Origin of the sequence: Streptomyces hygroscopicus subsp. hygroscopicus (assembly GCF_001553455.1) — a bacterium.
Lineage (GTDB): Bacteria > Actinomycetota > Actinomycetes > Streptomycetales > Streptomycetaceae > Streptomyces > Streptomyces hygroscopicus.
Window position 1 is genome coordinate 11864 of the sequence record NZ_BBOX01000059.1, and the last position, 18680, is coordinate 30543.

The 18680-nt window shown below is 70.4% G+C and carries 15 protein-coding genes; 10 read left to right on the forward strand and 5 right to left on the reverse strand.

Annotated elements, in window-relative coordinates; translation table 11 throughout:
• Positions 1-88 precede the first annotated feature (88 nt).
• Both murJ and AXW62_RS47030 read right to left on the reverse strand, forming a co-directional pair.
• Positions 89-1771, reverse strand: coding sequence for a murein biosynthesis integral membrane protein MurJ (murJ, locus tag AXW62_RS07610; RefSeq protein WP_079105280.1), 1683 nt, complete (start codon positions 1769-1771; stop codon positions 89-91).
• A gap of 113 nt (positions 1772-1884) precedes the next feature.
• A complete protein-coding gene (locus AXW62_RS47030; protein ID WP_107308563.1) occupies positions 1885-2250 on the reverse strand; it encodes a hypothetical protein in 366 nt (121 codons plus the stop codon).
• Between the two features lie 180 nt (positions 2251-2430).
• Between AXW62_RS47030 and AXW62_RS07615 the strand changes: the two genes are divergently transcribed.
• The 3 genes from AXW62_RS07615 to mmpB all read left to right on the forward strand — a co-directional run bounded on the left by AXW62_RS07615 (position 2431) and on the right by mmpB (position 5687).
• A complete protein-coding gene (locus tag AXW62_RS07615; RefSeq protein ID WP_252368525.1) occupies positions 2431-4305 on the forward strand; it encodes a DUF8823 domain-containing protein in 1875 nt (624 codons plus the stop codon).
• 311 nt (positions 4306-4616) lie between these two features.
• Complete coding sequence (locus tag AXW62_RS07620) at positions 4617-5261, forward strand: phosphotransferase (protein ID WP_244502677.1); 645 nt, start codon at positions 4617-4619, stop codon at positions 5259-5261.
• A gap of 276 nt (positions 5262-5537) precedes the next feature.
• Positions 5538-5687, forward strand: a complete 150-nt coding sequence (mmpB, locus tag AXW62_RS44380; protein ID WP_370682896.1) for a morphogenic membrane protein MmpB — start codon at positions 5538-5540, stop codon at positions 5685-5687.
• A gap of 44 nt (positions 5688-5731) precedes the next feature.
• Here the strand turns inward: mmpB and AXW62_RS07625 are convergent, their stop codons facing one another.
• Positions 5732-6130 carry a peptidase inhibitor family I36 protein gene (locus AXW62_RS07625; protein WP_060943820.1) on the reverse strand — a complete coding sequence of 133 codons (399 nt, stop codon included), beginning with the start codon at positions 6128-6130 and terminating at the stop codon, positions 5732-5734.
• Between the two features lie 389 nt (positions 6131-6519).
• Complete coding sequence (locus AXW62_RS07630) at positions 6520-8283, reverse strand: MFS transporter (protein ID WP_252368526.1); 1764 nt, start codon at positions 8281-8283, stop codon at positions 6520-6522.
• A 109-nt stretch (positions 8284-8392) separates the two neighbouring features.
• On the opposite strand from AXW62_RS07630, the gene AXW62_RS07635 reads away from it, so the two are divergent.
• Positions 8393-9004, forward strand: coding sequence for a TetR/AcrR family transcriptional regulator (locus tag AXW62_RS07635; RefSeq protein WP_063817534.1), 612 nt, complete (start codon positions 8393-8395; stop codon positions 9002-9004).
• Positions 9001-9606, forward strand: a complete 606-nt coding sequence (locus AXW62_RS07640) for a mycothiol-dependent nitroreductase Rv2466c family protein (RefSeq protein WP_060943822.1) — start codon at positions 9001-9003, stop codon at positions 9604-9606. Before AXW62_RS07635 ends, AXW62_RS07640 begins: the two co-directional genes overlap by 4 nt.
• 245 nt (positions 9607-9851) lie before the next feature.
• Here the strand turns inward: AXW62_RS07640 and AXW62_RS07645 are convergent, their stop codons facing one another.
• Positions 9852-10979 (reverse strand): LacI family DNA-binding transcriptional regulator, encoded by a 1128-nt coding sequence (locus AXW62_RS07645; protein ID WP_060943823.1) that lies wholly within the window; start codon positions 10977-10979, stop codon positions 9852-9854.
• Between the two features lie 225 nt (positions 10980-11204).
• Between AXW62_RS07645 and AXW62_RS07650 the strand changes: the two genes are divergently transcribed.
• The 5 genes from AXW62_RS07650 (at position 11205) to AXW62_RS07670 (ending at position 18574) form a co-directional block, all read left to right on the forward strand.
• Positions 11205-12233, forward strand: a complete 1029-nt coding sequence (locus tag AXW62_RS07650) for an SIS domain-containing protein (RefSeq protein WP_060943824.1) — start codon at positions 11205-11207, stop codon at positions 12231-12233.
• Positions 12233-13132, forward strand: a complete 900-nt coding sequence (locus tag AXW62_RS07655) for a PfkB family carbohydrate kinase (protein WP_063817535.1) — start codon at positions 12233-12235, stop codon at positions 13130-13132. Before AXW62_RS07650 ends, AXW62_RS07655 begins: the two co-directional genes overlap by 1 nt.
• Before the next feature lie 8 nt (positions 13133-13140).
• The gene (locus tag AXW62_RS07660) at positions 13141-15210 is read left to right on the forward strand and encodes a hydantoinase/oxoprolinase family protein (protein ID WP_060943825.1); all 2070 of its coding nucleotides are present in this window, start codon (positions 13141-13143) and stop codon (positions 15208-15210) included.
• Positions 15211-15249: 39 nt separating this feature from the next.
• The gene (locus AXW62_RS07665; RefSeq protein ID WP_060943826.1) at positions 15250-16917 is read left to right on the forward strand and encodes a hydantoinase B/oxoprolinase family protein; all 1668 of its coding nucleotides are present in this window, start codon (positions 15250-15252) and stop codon (positions 16915-16917) included.
• A gap of 280 nt (positions 16918-17197) precedes the next feature.
• Positions 17198-18574, forward strand: coding sequence for an MFS transporter (locus AXW62_RS07670; RefSeq protein WP_244502679.1), 1377 nt, complete (start codon positions 17198-17200; stop codon positions 18572-18574).
• The last annotated feature ends 106 nt before the right edge of the window (positions 18575-18680 follow it).

The window sequence follows — 18680 nt, forward strand, 5'->3', positions numbered from 1 at the left end:
CCGCACACACGGTTCGTGAGTCTTCAGCGTGGCGGGCGCGGGGCTGGGGCGGTGGTCTTCCGGCCCGGTCAGTCTGATCGTGCCGGGGTCATCCCAGCCCCGGCAGGCTGCGCAGTTCCCCGATGTGCAAGAGTCGTGCGAGAAGCAGGAACAGCAGCAGCATCGTGATGCCGCCTGCAGTCAGGGAGAGAGCTGGCGTCCAGGAGACAGATGCCAGGCTGTGGCTGCAGGAGCGGGCGATGAGCCACCCGGCCGACCCGGCCCCGGTGGCGGCCGCGGTCAGCCTGGCGTAGGTGCGGCAGATCCGCCGGCCGTCGAGCAGCCCCTCGGTGCGTTGCCGCAGCTGTAGAGCCGTCAGCAACAGGCCGATCGCGTAGGACAGGGTGTACGCGGCGGCCATCCCGGTGACCGCCCACCGGGGAGACAGCAGAAGATGGCAGGCCACGGCGAGTCCGATATTGATGCCGCTGATCCACAGCGCCATTCGGAACGGTGTGCGGGTGTCTTCGAAGGCGTAGAAGCCGCGCAGCAGGAGGTACTGAGCGGAGAATGGAATCAGTCCCAGGCCGAAGGCTTGCAGCATGTGGCCCAGGGGAGTGGTTGCCGCGGCGTTGGCGGCACCGTGGGCGAACAGCAGCTGCGCGATCTGCGGGCCGAAGGCGACGAAGAAGAATGCCGCCGGAACGATGATGACGCCGCTGGCCCGCAGTGCGCGAGAGAGATCGGCACGCAGGTCTTCGACACGGTGCTCGGTCACTGCCCGGCTCATACGCGGGAGAAGCGCGGTGACAAGGGAGACGGTGACGATCGACTGGGGCAGCATCCAGATCTGCTGGGCGTAGCTGTAGGCGGTGTAGCCGACACCGTCGTGGGGCAGAGCGGCGTCGGCGGAGGAGGCCAGGCGGGTGACCACCGTGCTGGCCACGAGGTTGGCCAGTACGAAGAGCAAGGTCCAGCGGGCCGCGTTCGCGCTCTTGCGCAGGCCCGTGCCCCGCCAGTCGAAACGCGGTCGAAACCGGAATCCGGCTTCGCGGGCGTAGGGGATCAGGGCGAATGCCTGGAGGGCCAGGGCGGTCGTGGTGCCAATGCCGAGCAGCCGGACCTGGGCCCCCGTGATGTCCGCGACCTTGTCGGGGGCGGTCATCATGCCGACGTACAGGCCGAACATGGTGATCAGGATGAGGTTGTTCAGAACCGGGGTCCACATCATCGCCCCGAACCGGTTCCGGGCGTTGAGGACCTGGCCGAAGATGCTGAACAAGCCGTAGAAGAAGATCTGCGGGAGCAGGAAGCGGGCGAAGACGACTGTCAACTCGAAGGCGTCGTGGGTGGCGGGTGTGTCGCGCTGGTAGACGCTGATGATCTCGGGAGCGGCCCATGTGGCCAGCGCGGTTCCGACGCCGAGGACACATATCACGAGGGTGACCAGACGCTGTTCGAAGGCGGTTCCGTCATCGGGGTCTTCTGCGCGAGCCCTGACCAGCTGCGGGACCAGGACGGAGTTCAGCGCACCACCGATCAGCAGGAAGTACAGGCTGGTGGGCACCGTGTTGGCCTGGTTGTAGGTGGTGGCCAGCAGCCCGGTGCCCAGCGCGGCGGCTTGCAGCACTTGCCGGATCAGTCCAGTAGCCCGCGAGACCACCGTCCCCGCTGCCATCAGCGCGGACGAGCGCAACACCCCGTCGCCACCCCGGCTCCGCTTGGGTGCGGCATGCCTCCTGCGTCCGGTGCTCGACCGCTCTAACCCTTCGGGCGACGTCTCCTCGCTCATGGACACAATTTACGGCGAAAGCGCCTGCGTTGGTTCCTGATCCCATGGCCCGCCCAGAGCTCGTGGGGCCGACCACAATGCTGAAGATCCGGGGATCACAAACATCGACGCGCTCAATTGCGGCGCTGGGAATCGTACGTGGGCGGCAGCGCTCCCGTGCTGCTGCGGTCGGCAGTGCCGCGGCGGACGTTCCGCTGGTAACAAGGGACAGAGGCATTACTCCGACACCTACTGGTCCGCGACAGTCCGCGACCACGTGATCCACGAGTCGCCTGGCGCTGGCAAGGCTGCTCTTCGCCGACGTCGACGCCTCTGAGGGCCGCGCTCGACAGCAGTGTGACCGCATCACGGCGACGGGGCCCGACCCAGGCGTGCGGCCAGTCGACAACGAAGACACGGTCCGCACTCATCATGGTGTTGAACGGGTACGTGTCTCCGTGCAGAAGAGTGGCACCATCCAGCGATGCGTTTTCTTTCAGGGCGGCAAGTTCGTCGAAATGGTGGGCCGCGCTTTACACCGCGCCTGACGCCTGTCGGCGAGGCGTTGTCTACACTCTGTGTTGACATCGACCCCCGCGCTTGTTCGACGAACTCGCGGCGCACCCGGGTTGCCCTGGAGGGGGACGATAAGGGATAGCCCAGGGGAAAGAGGCATCGCAGTGGCGATCGTGGACCGATCCGGTACGGGCAAGACCGGACAGAACACGAACGGCAAGGCACGATTACAGATTCTGCGTCGGCAGGGCAACAGCGCTGCGGGAGGGACTGGTGGCGGAGGCGCTGGAGCCGGGCCGGGCGACGAGCGGCGACCAGACCCACCCTGGCTACCCGTAGTCGCTTCGCTGGCCCTGGCCGCAGTGCTCCATCTGGCGTGGGTCTTCCTGATCGCGAACAGCGGTGGTGACCTGGCTGCGCAAGACGCCTGGGCGGAGTTCGCTCTCCAGCATCCCGGCTCTGCGTATTCTCTGGCGTGGTTCGGTGGGATGCACCCCGTCTCCTATAGCGCTATCTCTCCTTATCTCATGGCGGTCCTCGGTGTCCGTACGACGATGGTGATCGTCGGCACTCTCTCGGCGGGACTGATCGCCCTCCTGCTGGTGCGCAGCCGCGCGGTGCACCGTCCGCTATGGCCCGCGCTGTACGGCGCGTTGGCGCTGAGCTTCAACGCGATCTCGGGCCGGGTGACGTTCGGGCTGGGCATGATGTTCGGCCTGGCGGCGGTAGCGGTGATTTTCGCGTGGCCGCTGCAACGGCGCCCCCGTCAGCCGATCCACCGCTGGGCGAGGGGAGGGCTCGCCGCGTTGCTGTCGGGGCTGGCGACGGCATCCAGTCCTGTGGCGGGTTTGTATGTCGGCATTGTGGCCGCGGCGCTGTGGCTGACCGGGCGCCGTCCAGCCGCCTGTGCCCTTGGTGTCACACCAGTGCTCGTGGTCGCGCTGTCGTCCTGGTTTTTCCCTTTCTCCGGGACGATGCCGATGGCCTTCGGGGCGGTGGTGCTGCCGTTGCTGAGCTCGGTGGCCGTGTTCGTCTTCGCGCCCGAGCAATGGCGTACGGTCCGGGTGTCCTCCTTGCTCTACGCCGTCGCGGTGGTGCTCGCCTGGCTGATTCCCTCACAGATCGGCTCCAACATCACCCGCTTGGGCATGGTCTTCGGCGGGGTGGTGTTGCTCGCCGTGCTGCCGACGCGCAGGCTTCCGCGGTTGGCGCTGTGGCATACCCTCGGCCGGAAGTGGGTCACACTGGCCGTGACCAGTGTAGTGGTGATGATATGGCCGGGGATACATTCGGCCCGCGATGTCGACCGGACCACGCCCTCGGCGTCATGGAGCAGGGAGCTGACGCCCCTCCTCGACCAGTTGGAGCGGGCTGGTGCGGGGCGAAGCCGAGTAGAGGTCGTTCCCGCGAGCAGTCATCGCGAGTCGTCGGCGATCGCCTCGCGTTTCAACCTGGCGCGCGGCTGGAACCGTCAGGCAGACGTGCAGCGCAACCCCCTTTTCTATGAGGGAGAACTGACCCCGGTCGCCTATCACGCGTGGTTGTTGCGCTGGGCAGTCGGCTATGTGGTGTTGCCCAGCGACAAGCCCGACGAGGCGGGCCAAGCGGAGGCCCAGCTTGTGTCACGCGGCCAGCCGTATCTCGACGAGGTGTGGTCCGACGGCAGCTGGAAGCTCTACAAGGTGCAGAACGCGAGGCCGCTGGTCGGCCCGTCGGCCACTGTCAGGAGCACGAGTGCCGAGGAACTGGTCATCGAGGTGCACTCCGCGGGACCGGCGCTCATCCGGATTCCCTATTCGCCCTGGCTGGGACTGATCGATGAGCAGGGCAGGACCATAGGGCCGCCGAAGAAGGGCGACGAAGGGAGCGCAACGGTCAACGTGCACGGCTGTCTCAGCAAGCAGGTGGAGGAGGCCCATGAAGGGCAGCCCGAGGACGAATGGACGGTGCTGCACGCCCCCCGACCCGGCACGTACCGGATCGGGGCGCGCTACACGTTTCCGCGCGGTACGCACTGCCCCGACGAGTTGGCGCGGTAGGCAAGAGCAATCCCGGTGCCGTATGCGGCGGCGTCTGCCGATAGCAGACAGCGGCGTACGCCAGCCATTTTGGCGCATACGCCTGCCTCTGCTGTCCCATGTGCATGTGGTTGGCGACTGTCTGCGAGTGGATCACCTGACGGAGTTGCCTCGAGGCCGGATCAGGCGTCAGGACAGGCTGATGACAGTTCGAGGAAACGATCGGGCAGGGTGGACGGATGCCTGAGTCGTCCTTGCCTGGAGGTTTCGTCAATGCGGTCGTTCGTGTCGGGGACACGGTGCGCCGTCCAGCCTCGGCTCGCACGAGGTTCGTGGGCGATCTGCTGAGGTTGCTTGAAGCCAGTGGCTGGAGTGGTGCTCCGCGGTATCTCGGTGTGGACGACGAGGGCCGTGAAATCCTCAGTTACCTTGAGGGGCATGTGGCGTGGGAGCCGCGTCAACCTGCCGCTGTCTCATCCGAGGAGAGTCTGGTGACGGTCGCCCGGCTCGTGCGTGAGTTCCACGACCTGACGGCCGGCACCTCGCCGGCCGGTGACCAAGAGGTCGTGTGCCACAACGACCTGTCGCCCAAGAACACGGTCTACCAGCTGTGCGGGGGCGAGCTTCGGCCAGCGGCATTCATCGACTGGGACCTTGCTGCGCCGGGCGCGCGGATCCACGACATCGCTCATGTCTGCTGGCAGTACCTCAATCTGGGCCCTTCGGTCGCCGACGTCGAGGAGGCCGCCCGGCGCATGAGGCTGATCGTTGACAGCTACGAGTTGTCGGACCGGCAATGTCTCGTGTCCACGATCTTGTGGTGGCAGGACCGGTGCTGGCGGGGCATCGAGTCCCAAGCCGATGCGGGTGACGTCGCCATGGCCCGGCTTCGTGACGCAGGGGTGGTGAGACACGTTCGGACCGCCTATCGGTGGGTTTCCGATCACCGGGCTGCATTGGAACGCTCAGTGCGGTGAGCGTGTGAGCAACGGTCGCGGTCGGTTCGCTGGTTCCTTCACCTGGCGGTCGGACGGCCTTCTACGACCCGACGCATGCTGGATCCCGAACTGCTGGAACGGATCACGCCCTTACGGCGAGGTCCGGCTGGACATGGGCTCCCGGCTGGAGGCCAGCAGGGCTGATCTCGGCGGCCTGGGCTGACTCGGCAGCCCAGGCCGCCGAGCCAGCGGCCGGACGGTCAGCGGCCGGGCCTGCCGCTGCCGGGGATGCGCTTCATCGACAGCCGGTGCCGGATACCGCCGGTCACGGCTCGGCGGCCTGCGGAAAATGCCGATGAGCCGCCAGAAGAGCTACGGCGCGCCCAGGCGATGCTCCGCCGCGCACGCACCGTTCTGGCGGTCGCCATCATGATCGCCACCTGTCTGCTGAACATGCGGCCTTGACGGGTGGACCAGCGCGCTCACCGGCATTCTGCTTCTTGCCGGAACTACTGCTTCTTGAAGGAGCGGATCTGGTAGCTGCCCTGGAGGTTGCCCCCGTGGCCGGCGGCCGTCGATCCGACGCGCGCGTGGTAGTTGGTCTGCTTGTAGTACTGAACTCGGTGGCCGGTCCCGTTCCACACCGACAGCACCTTCTTGCCGTTGCGGATGAAGGAACACTGGTCGGCGGTGTTCGCGACCTTCTGCGCCGTCCACTGGCAGCGGCTGCCGCCACCGCTCCAGCCGCTGTAGATGCAGAAGTGCCCCGGGTCGCAGCGGAAGGCCGCGGCGCTGTTCCCGGTCGCCGGGGCGGCCGGAGCCGTGGCGTCGGCGGTTGCGGCGGGAGCTGTGCCGAGGGCCGCCGCGAAGGCGAGTGAGGCGATGGCGAGCGTGGTGACACGGTGCATGGAAATCGTCCCCTTTCCATGGGTCCATGGGTTCCATCGATTCCGTCGGTGTCCCCGGGCGACACCCGGGCGACAGCCGTCAGTTTCGTGCGCCCAAAACGGCGACCGTCAGGGCGTGCGGCGGGGGCGCGAGAGGCACTCGCAGAGGCCGCCGCCACCTCCCCTCCGCCACATGAGCCGGGGCCTCCGGTGGCACCGGCGGCGGACCGCCCACGCCGCCGCCCGGCCCGCGCCCCCGCGCCGCCGGGCTCGCGCGACCGCACTCCACGCGCCGCCCGCCTACTCCGGTGCGTATGACGTACTGATCGTTTCAGAACGAGGACCAGCACCGTGCCTCCGCCGGCTTCGGCCAGGCCGCCTGCCCCGGCTGCCGCCCGCGCCCCGAGTCCTCACTGCCCATGCCCAGCCGCCTGCTTGCCGGCGGTCTGGCGCGCCTGGGTCAGGTGAGCGAGGCGGTCGGCGCGTAGCGCGGTCAGAACCCCCAGGGCACAGAAAGCAGCGAAGCCCCACAGGAGGTAGCGCGCGGAGGTAAGCGTCGAAGGACCACCCAGGTTGACCAGGAGGCCAGCGAGGGCCGCACCGAATGCTGTCGACATCGTGAGTATCGTCGCGATTGCCGCGGCGGCCTTCTCTCCCTCCTCCTTGTCCGGCGTGCCGGCCATCGCGGCGACGGACAAGTGGGGCATTGCCAGGCCGATCCCTGTGCCGGCGAAGAGAAGAACGGGCAGCCACGCAAGGACCAGAAGCAGTGATGCTTCGCGCTGCTGCAACAGAGCGAGCACGGCGAGTCCGGCCGCGAGCAGACCGGGACCGGCCACCCGCAGCCATCGGACCGTCCGCTGCCGACGTGCTGAGGAACTGACGACTTGGCTTGCCGCCCAGCCGAGCGACAGCGCCGCCCCGAAGAACCCGGCCGCAGCCGGCGGCAACCCGCCCAGACGCTGGCCGAACAACGGCAGGAACGTCTCGACGGCAACGCCGGCCGCGAGGAAGGCGATGGTCAGGTAGACCCACCGTAACGCGGAGCCGGCCTGGTAAGTCGGGCCGGGAAGGACGCGGACCAGGCTGCGTTTCTCCCTCACCGTGAAGGCCATGGCCAACGCCAGTGCCAACGCGATGAACACCAGCGTCAGGGCCTCGTTCCGGATGAGGCCGGCGGTGCTCACGGCACCCGCAGCTCCGATCACCAGCATCAACGAGCCCAGCGGCACGGGAGCCGTCTCCGTCTCGGTCCTGCCGCTTTGCGGAAGTACGTGAGGTACGAAAGCCGCCATCAGTGCCGAGGTGACGGCCAGCACGACGAACGCCAGGCGCCAGGAACCGAACTGGGCGAAGAGTCCGCCCAGAGCCGGACCGATGAAGTTGCCCAGGCCGAACATGGCAGAGATCAACGCGCTGCCCCGCACCCACAAGACGCGCGGTAGCGACGAGTGGATCAGGGAGAATCCCAGACCGGCCAACAGACCCGCCCCGAGTCCCTGTGCGCCGCGGCCGGCCAGCAGCACGGGCATCGTCGGACTGGCTGCACAGACGACCGACCCGACCGCGAAGACGCCAAAGCCGATCAAGTAGGAGTTGATGCCGCCGTGTCGGGAGAGGGTTCGACTCACGAGCATGGTCGCGACAACCTGGGCGGTCAGGAAGACGGACATGTTCCATGCGTAGAGGCGTTCACCGCCGATGTCGTCGACCGCCGTGGGCAGCAGGCTTGCGGCCAGGTAGATGTTCACGGCTCCGACGAGTACGCCCCCGGCCAGCACTACGGCGATGCCGAGGTGGCTGCCAAGTGCCCGCCACGACCCGACACTCTGGTGATCGTCCACTTCCGAACCTCTCCCTGAACCGTTTGCTTCCTTCCGGGCATCATGGCGAAGCGGGAGGACCCGGTAATCCGGCAAAACGGACGTGACCTGCATCACATTTGGAGTGAATGGGGTTGGCGTGTACCTCGCCGGGGCCGAGCTGCGCTCGGGTGGCCGTGCCTCGCGGGTGGCGCGCAGCGCGAGGCACGTGGTGGGTTCGTCGAGGAAGAGCGCGCTCGCGGGCAACGGCGGCGCACACAGCACGGCCATCAGCGTGCTTGGGTGTTCGTCCACGCAACCCCAACGGCCGCTGCCGAGATCGGCCCCGCTGATCTCCAGTCGGGAGTCCATGTCCAGCCGGACCTCGCCGTAAGGGGCTTCGAAATACCTGAATGGAACTTCAAACTTCCATTGATGAGTTACAGACATCCGAAACGGGCTCCTCTGATACCGTTCAGCCGTGAGTGCGAAGCAGCCTTCCAGCATCCGGAACCGCACTGAACGGGCCATCGTGACTGCCGCGGTGCGTGTTTGGGTGCGCGACCGGGCAGCCACGTTGCCCCAGGTCGCCGAGGCCGCGGAGGTCGGCCGCACGACCCTGCACCGCTACTTCCCGGAACGCGACGGCCTGCTGCGCGCCGCCACCGAGCACGCCCTGGAAACCATCGGTGGTGCCATCGCCGAAGCGGACCCCGGCAAAGGACGCCCGCTGGACGCCATGCGCCGTGTGGTCGCTGCCCTGGCCTCGGCCAGCGATGCGATCATGTTCGTCTTCGGCGGCCAGTCCCTGGTGCGTGATGCCGCCCCCAACCCCGCCGGGCCTGATCTGCCGACACCGCACGACCCGGTGATCGACCTCATCCGTCGCGGGCAGGCCGAGGGCGTCTTCGACGACCAGCTCACCGCCGAATGGATCCAGCAAGTCCTTTGGGGAGTTGCCTACACCGCCTTCGAGCAGGTCGAACGGGGCGCCCTCGCCAAGTTCGACGTCGCCGCGACGGTGACCCGCACCCTGGAACGGGGGATCACCGCCACGGCCGGCGCACGTCCGGGATCGGAACCGAAGCCGTGACCGGCACTGCCACCGAGGGCGGCTGGAGTGTCGACTTCTGGCTCGATCCGGCCTGCCCGCTCACCCGCCACACCGCACGCTGGATCGCCCAGGTCGCCGACCAGGTAGCGCTCCAGGTGCGCTGGCGGGTGATGAGCCTGTCGGTGCTCAACGAGCACCGCGACGACGACCCCGAAGGCGACCCGCACGGCTACCTGTGGATTCCCGCCCGCGTCGCGGCAGCCGTCCAGACCGAGCACGGACATGCCGCACTCGGGACGTTCTACACCGCACTGTGGACCGAGCCTGACGGCGCCGCGCGGGAATGGATCGGCGACATCGGCGAAGCGCTGCACCGTAGCGGCCTGCCCGCCGCGCTCGCCGAGGCCGGTACCGCCACCGACTACGACCAGGCACTGCGCGTCTCCCACCACGCCGGCGTCGACCGGATCGACGCCCGGATCGGCACCCCCGTCGTGGCCATCACCACACCCGACGGCACCCAAAGAGCATTCTTCGGCCCCGTCCTCGATGCCACCCCCGCGCGAGCAGACGCCATCCGCCTCTGGGAAGCCACCCTCCTGATGGTCGGCGTCCCGGCATTCCGCGAACTCAAGGCGTGACACCACTGGTCGTCACGGCTCATCACTGATGCAGCCCCGGTCCAACGGCGCTCCGCCCGGGCGAGGCCGATGCGCCCGTCGCGGATCATGGCGAACCACCGGGCCGAGTCGAAGCACCCGGCGTTCGCCGCCAGGGTGACGGTCCCCTCGCCCGCGTTGAGGAGGCCCGGGGCGACGTCGTCCGAGGCCGTCACCGCGCACCGTGGCACGCTCCGTGCGCTCCTTGTTCCTTCCGCCGTGTCGGCTCAGTGCCCGTGTCCCGCCGTCATGTCCGTCGCCGGGGCGGGGGCGGTCGAGGCCCTGCGGATCAGCTTCGCCTGAAGCCGCAGGTGGACTGCCTCGTCGTCTGCCGGACCGTCACCGGTGCGCCGGGCGTGCAGGCGGGCGAGCAGCTGTTCGGCGGCGGCCGCGCCGAGTTCGCGGTGCGGCTGGCGGACCACTGTGAGCTGCGGGCGCACCAGGGTCGTCCAGTCCTGGTCGTCGAAGCCGACCAGGGAGATCTCCTCGGGGCAGGCGCGGCCGCTGCGCTGCACCGCGGCGAGGGCGCCCGAGGTGAGGATGTTGTCGGTGCAGAAGAGGGCGGTGACGGAGGGGTCGCGGCGCAGCAGGCGGGCGGTGGCGCGTTCGGCGGCGGCCCGGTCGTAGGGGGAGTGCACCGCGAGGTCCGGGTCCGGCCGGATGCCGGCACGCTGGAGTGCGGAGAGGTATCCGGCGAGCCGGGCGGCGCTGGGCCGCTCGCCGTCTCCGGCCGCGGGGTGGGCGAGCAGCCGGGAGAAGTCACCGGAGGCCTCGCTGACCACGGCGATGCGCCGGTGGCCCAGGCCGGTCAGATGGTTGACGGCGCTGCGGGCGCAGGCGGTGTTGTTGACGAGTACCTGGTCGACCTGGGGGAGGGCCGTCAGCGGGCGGTCCAGGAGGACGACGGGGAGGCCGCCGCCCACCAGGGTGCGCAGCCGTTCGGCGCTGTCCGGCCCTTCGGGGGCGATGATCACGCCGTCGGCCCGCTTTTCCCACATGACCTGGATGGCGCGTTGTTCGGCGTCGGGGTCGGAGTCGGTGTTGGCGAGGAGCATCTCGAAGCCTCCGGCCCGCACCACGTCGGCGATGCCCCGGACCGCCTGGGCGAAGAAGGAGTTGCCGATGTCGGTGACGATGACGCCGATGGTCTGGGTCGAGCCCTGGATGAGGCTCCGGGCGAGCCCGTTGGGCCGGTAGCCGAGCCGTCTCGCGGCCTCCTCGACCTTCACCCGGGAGGCCGCGCTGGACTGCCCGTACCCGCCGAGCACCCGGCCGGCCGTGGCCGTGGAGACACCTGCGGCCCGCGCGACTTCGACGATGCTCGGCGGCCCGTCGGCCCGCCCCTTGCTCTGCACGTGAGTGCCTCCTTCTCTCCAGGCGCCGCAGTGGTGAACGCCGCCGGTTTCCGTCTCCGGGGATACTCCGCATCCGGCCTCTTGACACAGTCTAGGCCCGCTGAGAAGGTTCTCAGCATCTGACTGAGAACCTTCTCAGCGGCTTTGCCGACACCTCATCGCCCGTCCGTGGCGCGTCCGATGCCATGGGCCGCGCACGACCCCGTTTCCGTGGAGGAGACCCGAATGCTGGACGTCGCCGTCGACCCGGTACCGCTGTCCGACGACCTCACCCCCACCCTGGAGCACACCGTCGCCCAGGCCGGCAAGGCCCGCGAGCTGGCCGCCCGCCTGGTCGGGCAAGGGCTGCGGACGGTGTACTTCGTAGGCTGCGGCGGATCGTTCTACTCGACCTTCCCCGCCCAGGACCTCATGGAGAGCGCTGAGGACACGGTGGTCTCCCACCGGATGACCGCCGCGGAACTGGTCCACCGCCCGCTCGCCGGGCTGGACCGGACCTCCCTCGTCGTCGCCTCCTCGCACTCCGGCGCCACCCCCGAGACGCTGGAGGCCGTGCGGGTGGCGAAGAAGGCGGGCGCGACCGTGGCGGGCATCGCCCGGAGCGGCGACTCCCCGCTGGCCGAGGAGGCCGACGTGCTCTTCGACTATCCGAGCAACGTCACCGTCACCGAGCCCAAGGCCATCCACTTCACGCAGATGGCGCTCGCCCTGCTGGAGGCCACCGGCTCGCTGCGGGACGCCGAGCAGGCCTGGCAGGCGGTGGCGGCGGTGCCGCAGGCGCTCACGGCCGCCAAGAAGGAGGTCGCTCCGCTCGGGGAGCGGGTGGGCGCGCAGTGGCGCGACGCCGAACTGGTGTACGTGCTCGGCGCCGGCCCGAACTTCGGCGCCGCCAACGCCCTGGCCGCCTGCTATCTGCAGGAGATGAACTGGCTGCACGCCTCCGCGGTCAACGCCGGGGACTTCTTCCACGGCCCGTTCGAGATCGTCGGTGACCACCCGGTGCTGGTCCTGGTCGGCGAGGACGCCACCCGCCCGATGGGCGAGCGGGCGGTCGCCTTCGCCGAGCGCTACTACCGCACCTGGTCCGTGCTGGACTCCAAGGACTTCACCCTGCCCGGTGTGCCGCCGCGGCAGCGCGGCCTGATCAGCCCGCTCGCCGTGGCCAGTGCCTCTCGCCGGCTGCTCGACTTCTGCGCCGCCGAACGCGGCCACAACACCGCCCAGCGCCGCTACATGTACCGGGTCGCGTACTGATGCGGCTGATCGGCATCGGCGACAACGTGGTCGACCGCTACCCCGCCCTGGGAACGATGTTCCCCGGAGGCAACGCGGTCAACGTCGCGGTGTACGCGCGCCGCGCCGGAGCCCGCACCGCCTACCTGGGCGTGACCGGCGACGACGAGGCCGGCCACGCCATACGCCGGGCACTGCGCGCGGAGGGCGTCGACACCGGCGGGGTGCGGACCTCGCCTGGGCCGAACGCCTGGGCCGAAATCGGCCTGGTGGACGGCGACCGGGTCTTCCAGGGCGCGTCCGACGGCGTCTCCCGCTTCCGGCTGACGGACGCGCAGATCGCCGGCCTCGCCGTCCACGACATCGTGCACACCGCCTACAGCGGCTCGCTGATCGAACAGGTCCCGCGGATCGCCCGGCACACCCGGGTGTCGTTCGACTTCTCCCACCAGCGCGACGCGCCGTGGGCCCCGGAACTGGTGCCCCACCTCTACCTCGCCGCGTTCTCCGGCACCGGCCTGGACGACGGGCAGATCCGGGAACTGCTGGCCCAGGCCGCCGCCCGCGGCGCCCAGTGGACCCTGGTCACGCGAGGCCGCGACGGGGCGTGGCTGAGCGACGGCGCCACCGTATGGCGGCAGCCGGCGCAGCCGGTGGAAGCGGTGGACACCCTCGGCGCGGGCGACGCCTTCATCGGCACACTGCTGGCGGCACTCGCCGACGGTGCGGACCCCCGGCCGCCACTGGCCGCCGCCGCGGCGGCGGCCGCCGCCGCCTGCCGGGCACACGGCGGATTCGGCCACGGCGTCCCCCTGGAGCCGCCCGAGCCCGTCGGTCCCGTCCGCCCCCCACGCCCCGCCGCACGCACCCTGGGCATCGGGCCGGCCCGCGGCTCCCGCCCTCATCCGAGCACCATCTAAGGAGACGTATGACCCTGCGCATCGGCGTCGACACCGGAGGCACCTTCACCGACGTCGTCGCCTACGACGAGTGCACGGGGACCGTGCACGTGCGGAAGGTCTCCAGCACCCCGCAGGACCCGGGACTGGCCATCGTCGAAGGCGTCCGGCAGATCCTGGAGCAGATCGGCGACAGGTCCATGGCCGATGTGTCGTACTTCGCGCACGGCACCACCGTGGGTACCAACGCGCTGCTCACCGGCCGCGGGGTGCGGACCGCCGTGATCACCACCCGCGGCTTCCGCGACCTGCTGGAGCTCGGCCGCGGCCGCCGTCCGCGCCTGTATGACCTGCAGGCCGACAAGCCCGCCCCGTTCGCCTCGCGCGACCTGCGGCTGGAAGTCACCGAGCGGGTCCGGCACGACGGCCGGGTGGAGGTCCCCCTGGACGAGCAGGACGTCCGGGCCGCCGCCAAGTACCTGCGCGAGCAGGACGTCCGGTCGGTCGCGGTCTGCCTGCTGTACAGCTTCCTCCACCCGCGGCACGAGGAGCGGATCGGGGAGATCCTCGCCGAGGAACTGCCCGGCGCCTACGTGTCGCTCTCCAGCCGCGTGCTGCCGGAGTTCCGCGAGTACGAACGGCTCTCCACGGTGGCGACCAACGCCTACGTCGGCCCGATCGTCGCCGACTACCTGGCCGGTCTGCGCCGGCGGCTGGCGGAGCAGGGCCTGGCGGTGGTCCCGCACGTCACCCAGTCCAACGGCGGCATCATCCCGTTCGAGGCGGCCGAAGCGCTGCCGGTGCGCATGGTGCTGTCCGGTCCGAGCACCGGCGTGGTGGGGGCCGCCGCCATCTGCGCCGTCGCCGGGCACCCGGACATCATCACCTTCGACATGGGCGGCACCTCCTCCGACGTGTCCCTGGTCCAGGGCGGCGAGCCGAAGGTCACCACCGGCATGGAACTGGACGGCCGGCCGATCCGCACCCCGATGCTGGACATCCACACCGTCGGCGCCGGCGGCGGCTCCCTGGCATGGGCCGACGCCGGCGGACACCTCAAGGTCGGCCCGGCCAGCGCCGGCGCCGACCCGGGCCCCGCCTGCTACGGCGAAGGCACCGAGGCATCGGTGACCGACGCCAACGTGGTCCTGCACGTCCTCAACCCCACCCACCTCCTGGACGGCCGCAAGAAGATCGACGAAGGCGCCGCCCGGGCGGCCGTCGAGCGGATCGCGGCCCGTATCGGGCTGGGCACCGAGGAGACCGCCCAGGGCATCCTGCGCGTGGTCACCGCCAACATGGCCCGCGCCATCCGGGTCATCTCGGTGCAGCGCGGCTACGACCCGCGCGACTACACCCTGGTGCCCTTCGGCGGCGCCGGCCCGCTGCACGCCTCCCGGCTCGCCCGGGAGCTGGGGATGCGCACCGTGCTGATCCCGCCGACACCGGGGGCGCAGTCCGCGCTCGGCCTGCTCATGACCGACGTACGCGCGGACTTCTCCCGCACCCGCATCCAGCCGCTGGACGAACGGTCCGCCGGGCAGCTCGGCGAGGTGTACGCCGAACTCGCCGCTGAGGCGCACGCATGGTTCGACGACGAGCGCATCGCCGAGACCGACCGGACCGTGCAGCGCACCGCCGAACTGCGCTACGCCGGGCAGAACTACGAGATCCCGGTGCCGGTGCCGGACGGCGCACTGGACGCGGCCGCCGTGCGTGGCGTCCTGGACGCCTTCGCCGCCGAGCACGAGCGCCTGTACGGCTACTCCTCCCCCGAGGAGCCCGTCCAGATCGTCACCTTCCGCGTCCAGGGCGTGGGCGCGGTCCCGAAGGCCGCGCTGCGGCGAGAGGAGCCGGGCGGCGAGGACGCCTCCGCGGCGGTCGTCGGCAGCCGCGAGGTGTACCTGCCGGAGCTGGGCGGCTTCACCCCCGTCCCGGTCCACCGGCGCGACCGGCTGCGCCCGGGGAACCGCATCACGGGGCCGGCCGTGGTGGAGCAGATGGACACCACGACCCTGCTGCTGCCCGGTGACACCCTTACCGTCGACGAGCACTCCAACCTCGTCCTCGCCATCGCCGACACCGGCACCACGGACTGACCCCATCCGCCTTCCGGCCGCCCGCCCCCGAGGAATCCGATGAACGCAACCGCCAAGAACACCACCGCACCGGACCCCGTACTGGTCGAAGTCATGGGCTCGGCCCTGTCCTCCATCGTCGAGGAGATGGGCGAGACCCTGGTGCGCGCCGCCTACTCCAGCAACATCAAGGAACGCCGGGACTGCACCGCCGGGCTGTTCGACGCCGAGGGCCGCATGCTGGCACAGGCCGAACAGGCCTCACCGGTCCACCTGGGCTCGCTGATCGGCGTCGTCTCCGCCGTGCTGGAACGTTTCCCCCGCCAGGAGATCCGCCCCGGCGACACCTTCCTCAGCAACGACCCCTACTCGGGCGGCGGCTCCCATCTGCCCGACATGGTCCTGGTCACGCCCGTGTTCGTGGACGGCCTGCTGACCGCCTGGGCCGCCAACCTGGCCCACCACGCCGACTTCGGCGACCGGGGCCACGCCCATATCTTCCAGGAGGGCCTGCGCATCCCCCCGGTGCGGTTCGCCCGCGACGGCAGCATCCAGGAGGACGTCTTCCACCTGATCCTCACCAACTGCCAGGTCCCGGCCGAGCGGCGCGCCGACTTCCGCGCCCAGCTCGCCGCCAACCGGCTCGCCACCTCCCGGTACACCGAACTGGCCGGCCGCTACGGCCGCGCCACCATGACCGCCACCGCGGCGGCTCTGCTCGACTACACCGAGCGCCGCACCCGCGCCGCGATCGCCGAGGTGCCGGACGGCACCTACACCTTCCGCGACAGCTTCGACTGCCCCGAACTGGACGACGAACTCCAGCTGCGGCTGAAGGTCACCGTGGCCGGCGACGAGCTGCACTTCGACTTCGCCGGCAACCCCGGCCAGGTCCGCGCCTCGGTGAACATGGTGTGGACGGCGCTGTACGCCACCGTCTACTACGCGGTGAAGACACTGGTCGACCCGGACATCCCGTCCAACGCCGGCCTGCACCGCCCGATCCGCATCGACGCGCCGCCCGGCTCCATCGTCAACTGCGTCGAGCCCGCCGCCGTCAACGGCCGCACCGAGACCTGCCAGCGCGTCGTCGACCTGGTCCACGGCGCCCTGGCGTCGGCCGTGCCCGAGCGGGTGACCGCCGCCGCCAACGGCGCCAACACCGGCGTGCACTTCTCCGGGCTGGACTCCGGTACCGGGAAGTACTTCGTCTACCTGGAGACCATCGGCGGCGGCTCCGGCGCCCGCGCGGCCAAGGACGGCCTGGACGGCGTGCAGGTCCACGTCACCAACACCTCCAACCTGCCGGTGGAATCGCTGGAGAGCGAGTACCCGCTGGTCGTCGAGGCGTACGAGCTGGTCGAGGACTCCGGCGGCGCGGGCCGGCACCGCGGCGGCATGGGCATCCGCCGCACCATCCGGGTGGAGGAGTCCGACGTGCAGTTCTGGCTGGACACCAGCCGGCAGACGTCCCGGCCATGGGGCCTGTTCGGCGGCCGGCCGGGCAGCAGCGCCCGCGTCGAACTCAGCGACGGCGCCCGGCCCGTCGTGCACGGTCACACCGTGCTGCAGCCCGGTGACCGGGTGAGCATCGTCACCGCCGGTGCCGGCGGCTACGGCGCCCCGGCCGAGCGCTCGCCCCAGGAGGTACGGCGCGACATCCGCGAGCAGGTGATCTCCCCCGAGCGGGCGCGCGAACACTACGGCGCGGCCGACGGGGACGCCTGACGCGGCTCCCGGGCCCCCGCCTCACCACCGCGCCCCGGCCCGCCGCCCTCGCCTCACCGCTGTCCCCGCCTCGTCCTCGCCCCGTCGCTCGCCCTCGCCTCACTGCCGTCCCGCCTCGTCCTCGCCCAGCCGCCTGTCCCCGCCCCGGCGCCCGTCCCCGTCTCACCACCCCGCCCCGTCCGGCCGCCGTCCCGCCGCCGGCCGGACGGGCACTCTGCCCGACCCTCACCGAGACCGCACGCCCCCTGCATCCCCTCCCACCACCGAAAGGAGGTGTCCGGTGAGCCACACCGCAGCGCCGTCCACCGGCGACTCCGCCGACACCCCCGCCCCCGGACCCGTCCCCGGTCCCCCCGGCCCCCAGCCGGCCGCCGTCCCGTGGCGCCGGATCCTGTGGTCCGCCATGCTCGGCAACGCCGTCGAGTGGTACGACAACGCCCTCTACGGCATCCTCGCGGTGGTCATCGCCCGGCAGTTCTTCGCCGACGGCGACTCCACCACGGCCCTGATCTCCACCTATCTGGGCCTGATCCTCTCCTACGCCATCCGCCCGATCGGCGGCACCCTCATGGGGCGCGTGGGGGACATCAAGGGCCGCAAGTACGTCCTGACACTGACCATCGCGCTGATGTCGATCGGGACCGTGGCCATCGGCCTGCTGCCTCCCTACTCGGCCATCGGCGTCGCCGCGCCCGCCCTGCTGGCCCTGTGCCGGCTGGTCCAGGGCGTCGGTGCCAGCGGCGAGTACACCGCGGCCGCCGACTTCCTGCTGGAACACGGCGACAAGCGCGGGCGCAACTACCTTTCCGGATGGTGTGTGGGCTCGACCTCCATCGGCCCGCTGCTCGCCTCCGCCGTCGCCTACGTGATGATCCTGGCCGTCCCGGAACACGCCTTCAACTCCTGGGGCTGGCGGGTGCTGTTCCTCCTGGCGGCGCCGCTGTCCCTGGTGACCCTCTACATCCGCAGGCATGTCACCGAGACCCCGGAATTCCGGCAGGTGATGGAGCAGGCCAAAGCGGAGACCGTCAAGCAGTCGCCGTTCCGGGAGGCAGTGCGCGGATACTGGCGGGACATGCTCCGGGCGATCGGGCTGGGCGCCGGCCAGCGGGTCGGTTCCTTCGTGATCCAGAGCTACTTCGTCACCGCCCTCGTCCAGAACGGCTTCGGCGAGGACCAGGCGCTGCTGGCCGCGATCCTCACCTACGCCGTCGGCGCGCCGGCCGCGATCTGGGGCGGCCGGATGGCCGACCGGCACGGCGGCCGGCGCCTGCTGGTGGCCGGCTACTCGGTGTTCGTGCTCTTCACCGTGCCGACCTTCCTCGCGATCGAGTCCGGTTCGGTCGCGCTCGCCTTCCTCGCGGTGGTGGTCTTCACCGTGATCAACAACATCGTCGGCGGGCCGCTCACCACCGCCTACGTCATGAGCTTCCCGGCGCACGTACGCGGCACGGCCTCGGCCCTCAACTACAACCTCGGGACGACGCTCCTCGGCGGCACCGCACCGCTGCTCGCCGCCTGGCTGCACGGGCTCACCGGCACGGACGTCTCGTTCGGCTGGTACATGACCTTCTTCTGCCTGGTCTCCGCGCTGGTCGCCGGCTTCGCCCTGCCGAAGTCCGTCGACGAAGCCCGTAAGCTCCCGGCCACCGCCTAGCGGCTCCGCGGCGCCGGGGCCGGGCGAGAAGCCGCCCGGCCCCGGCCTCTTCCGGCTTCATCCGGCTTCATCCGGCCCCTTCCGGCCGCAGAGACGCGACGAACCC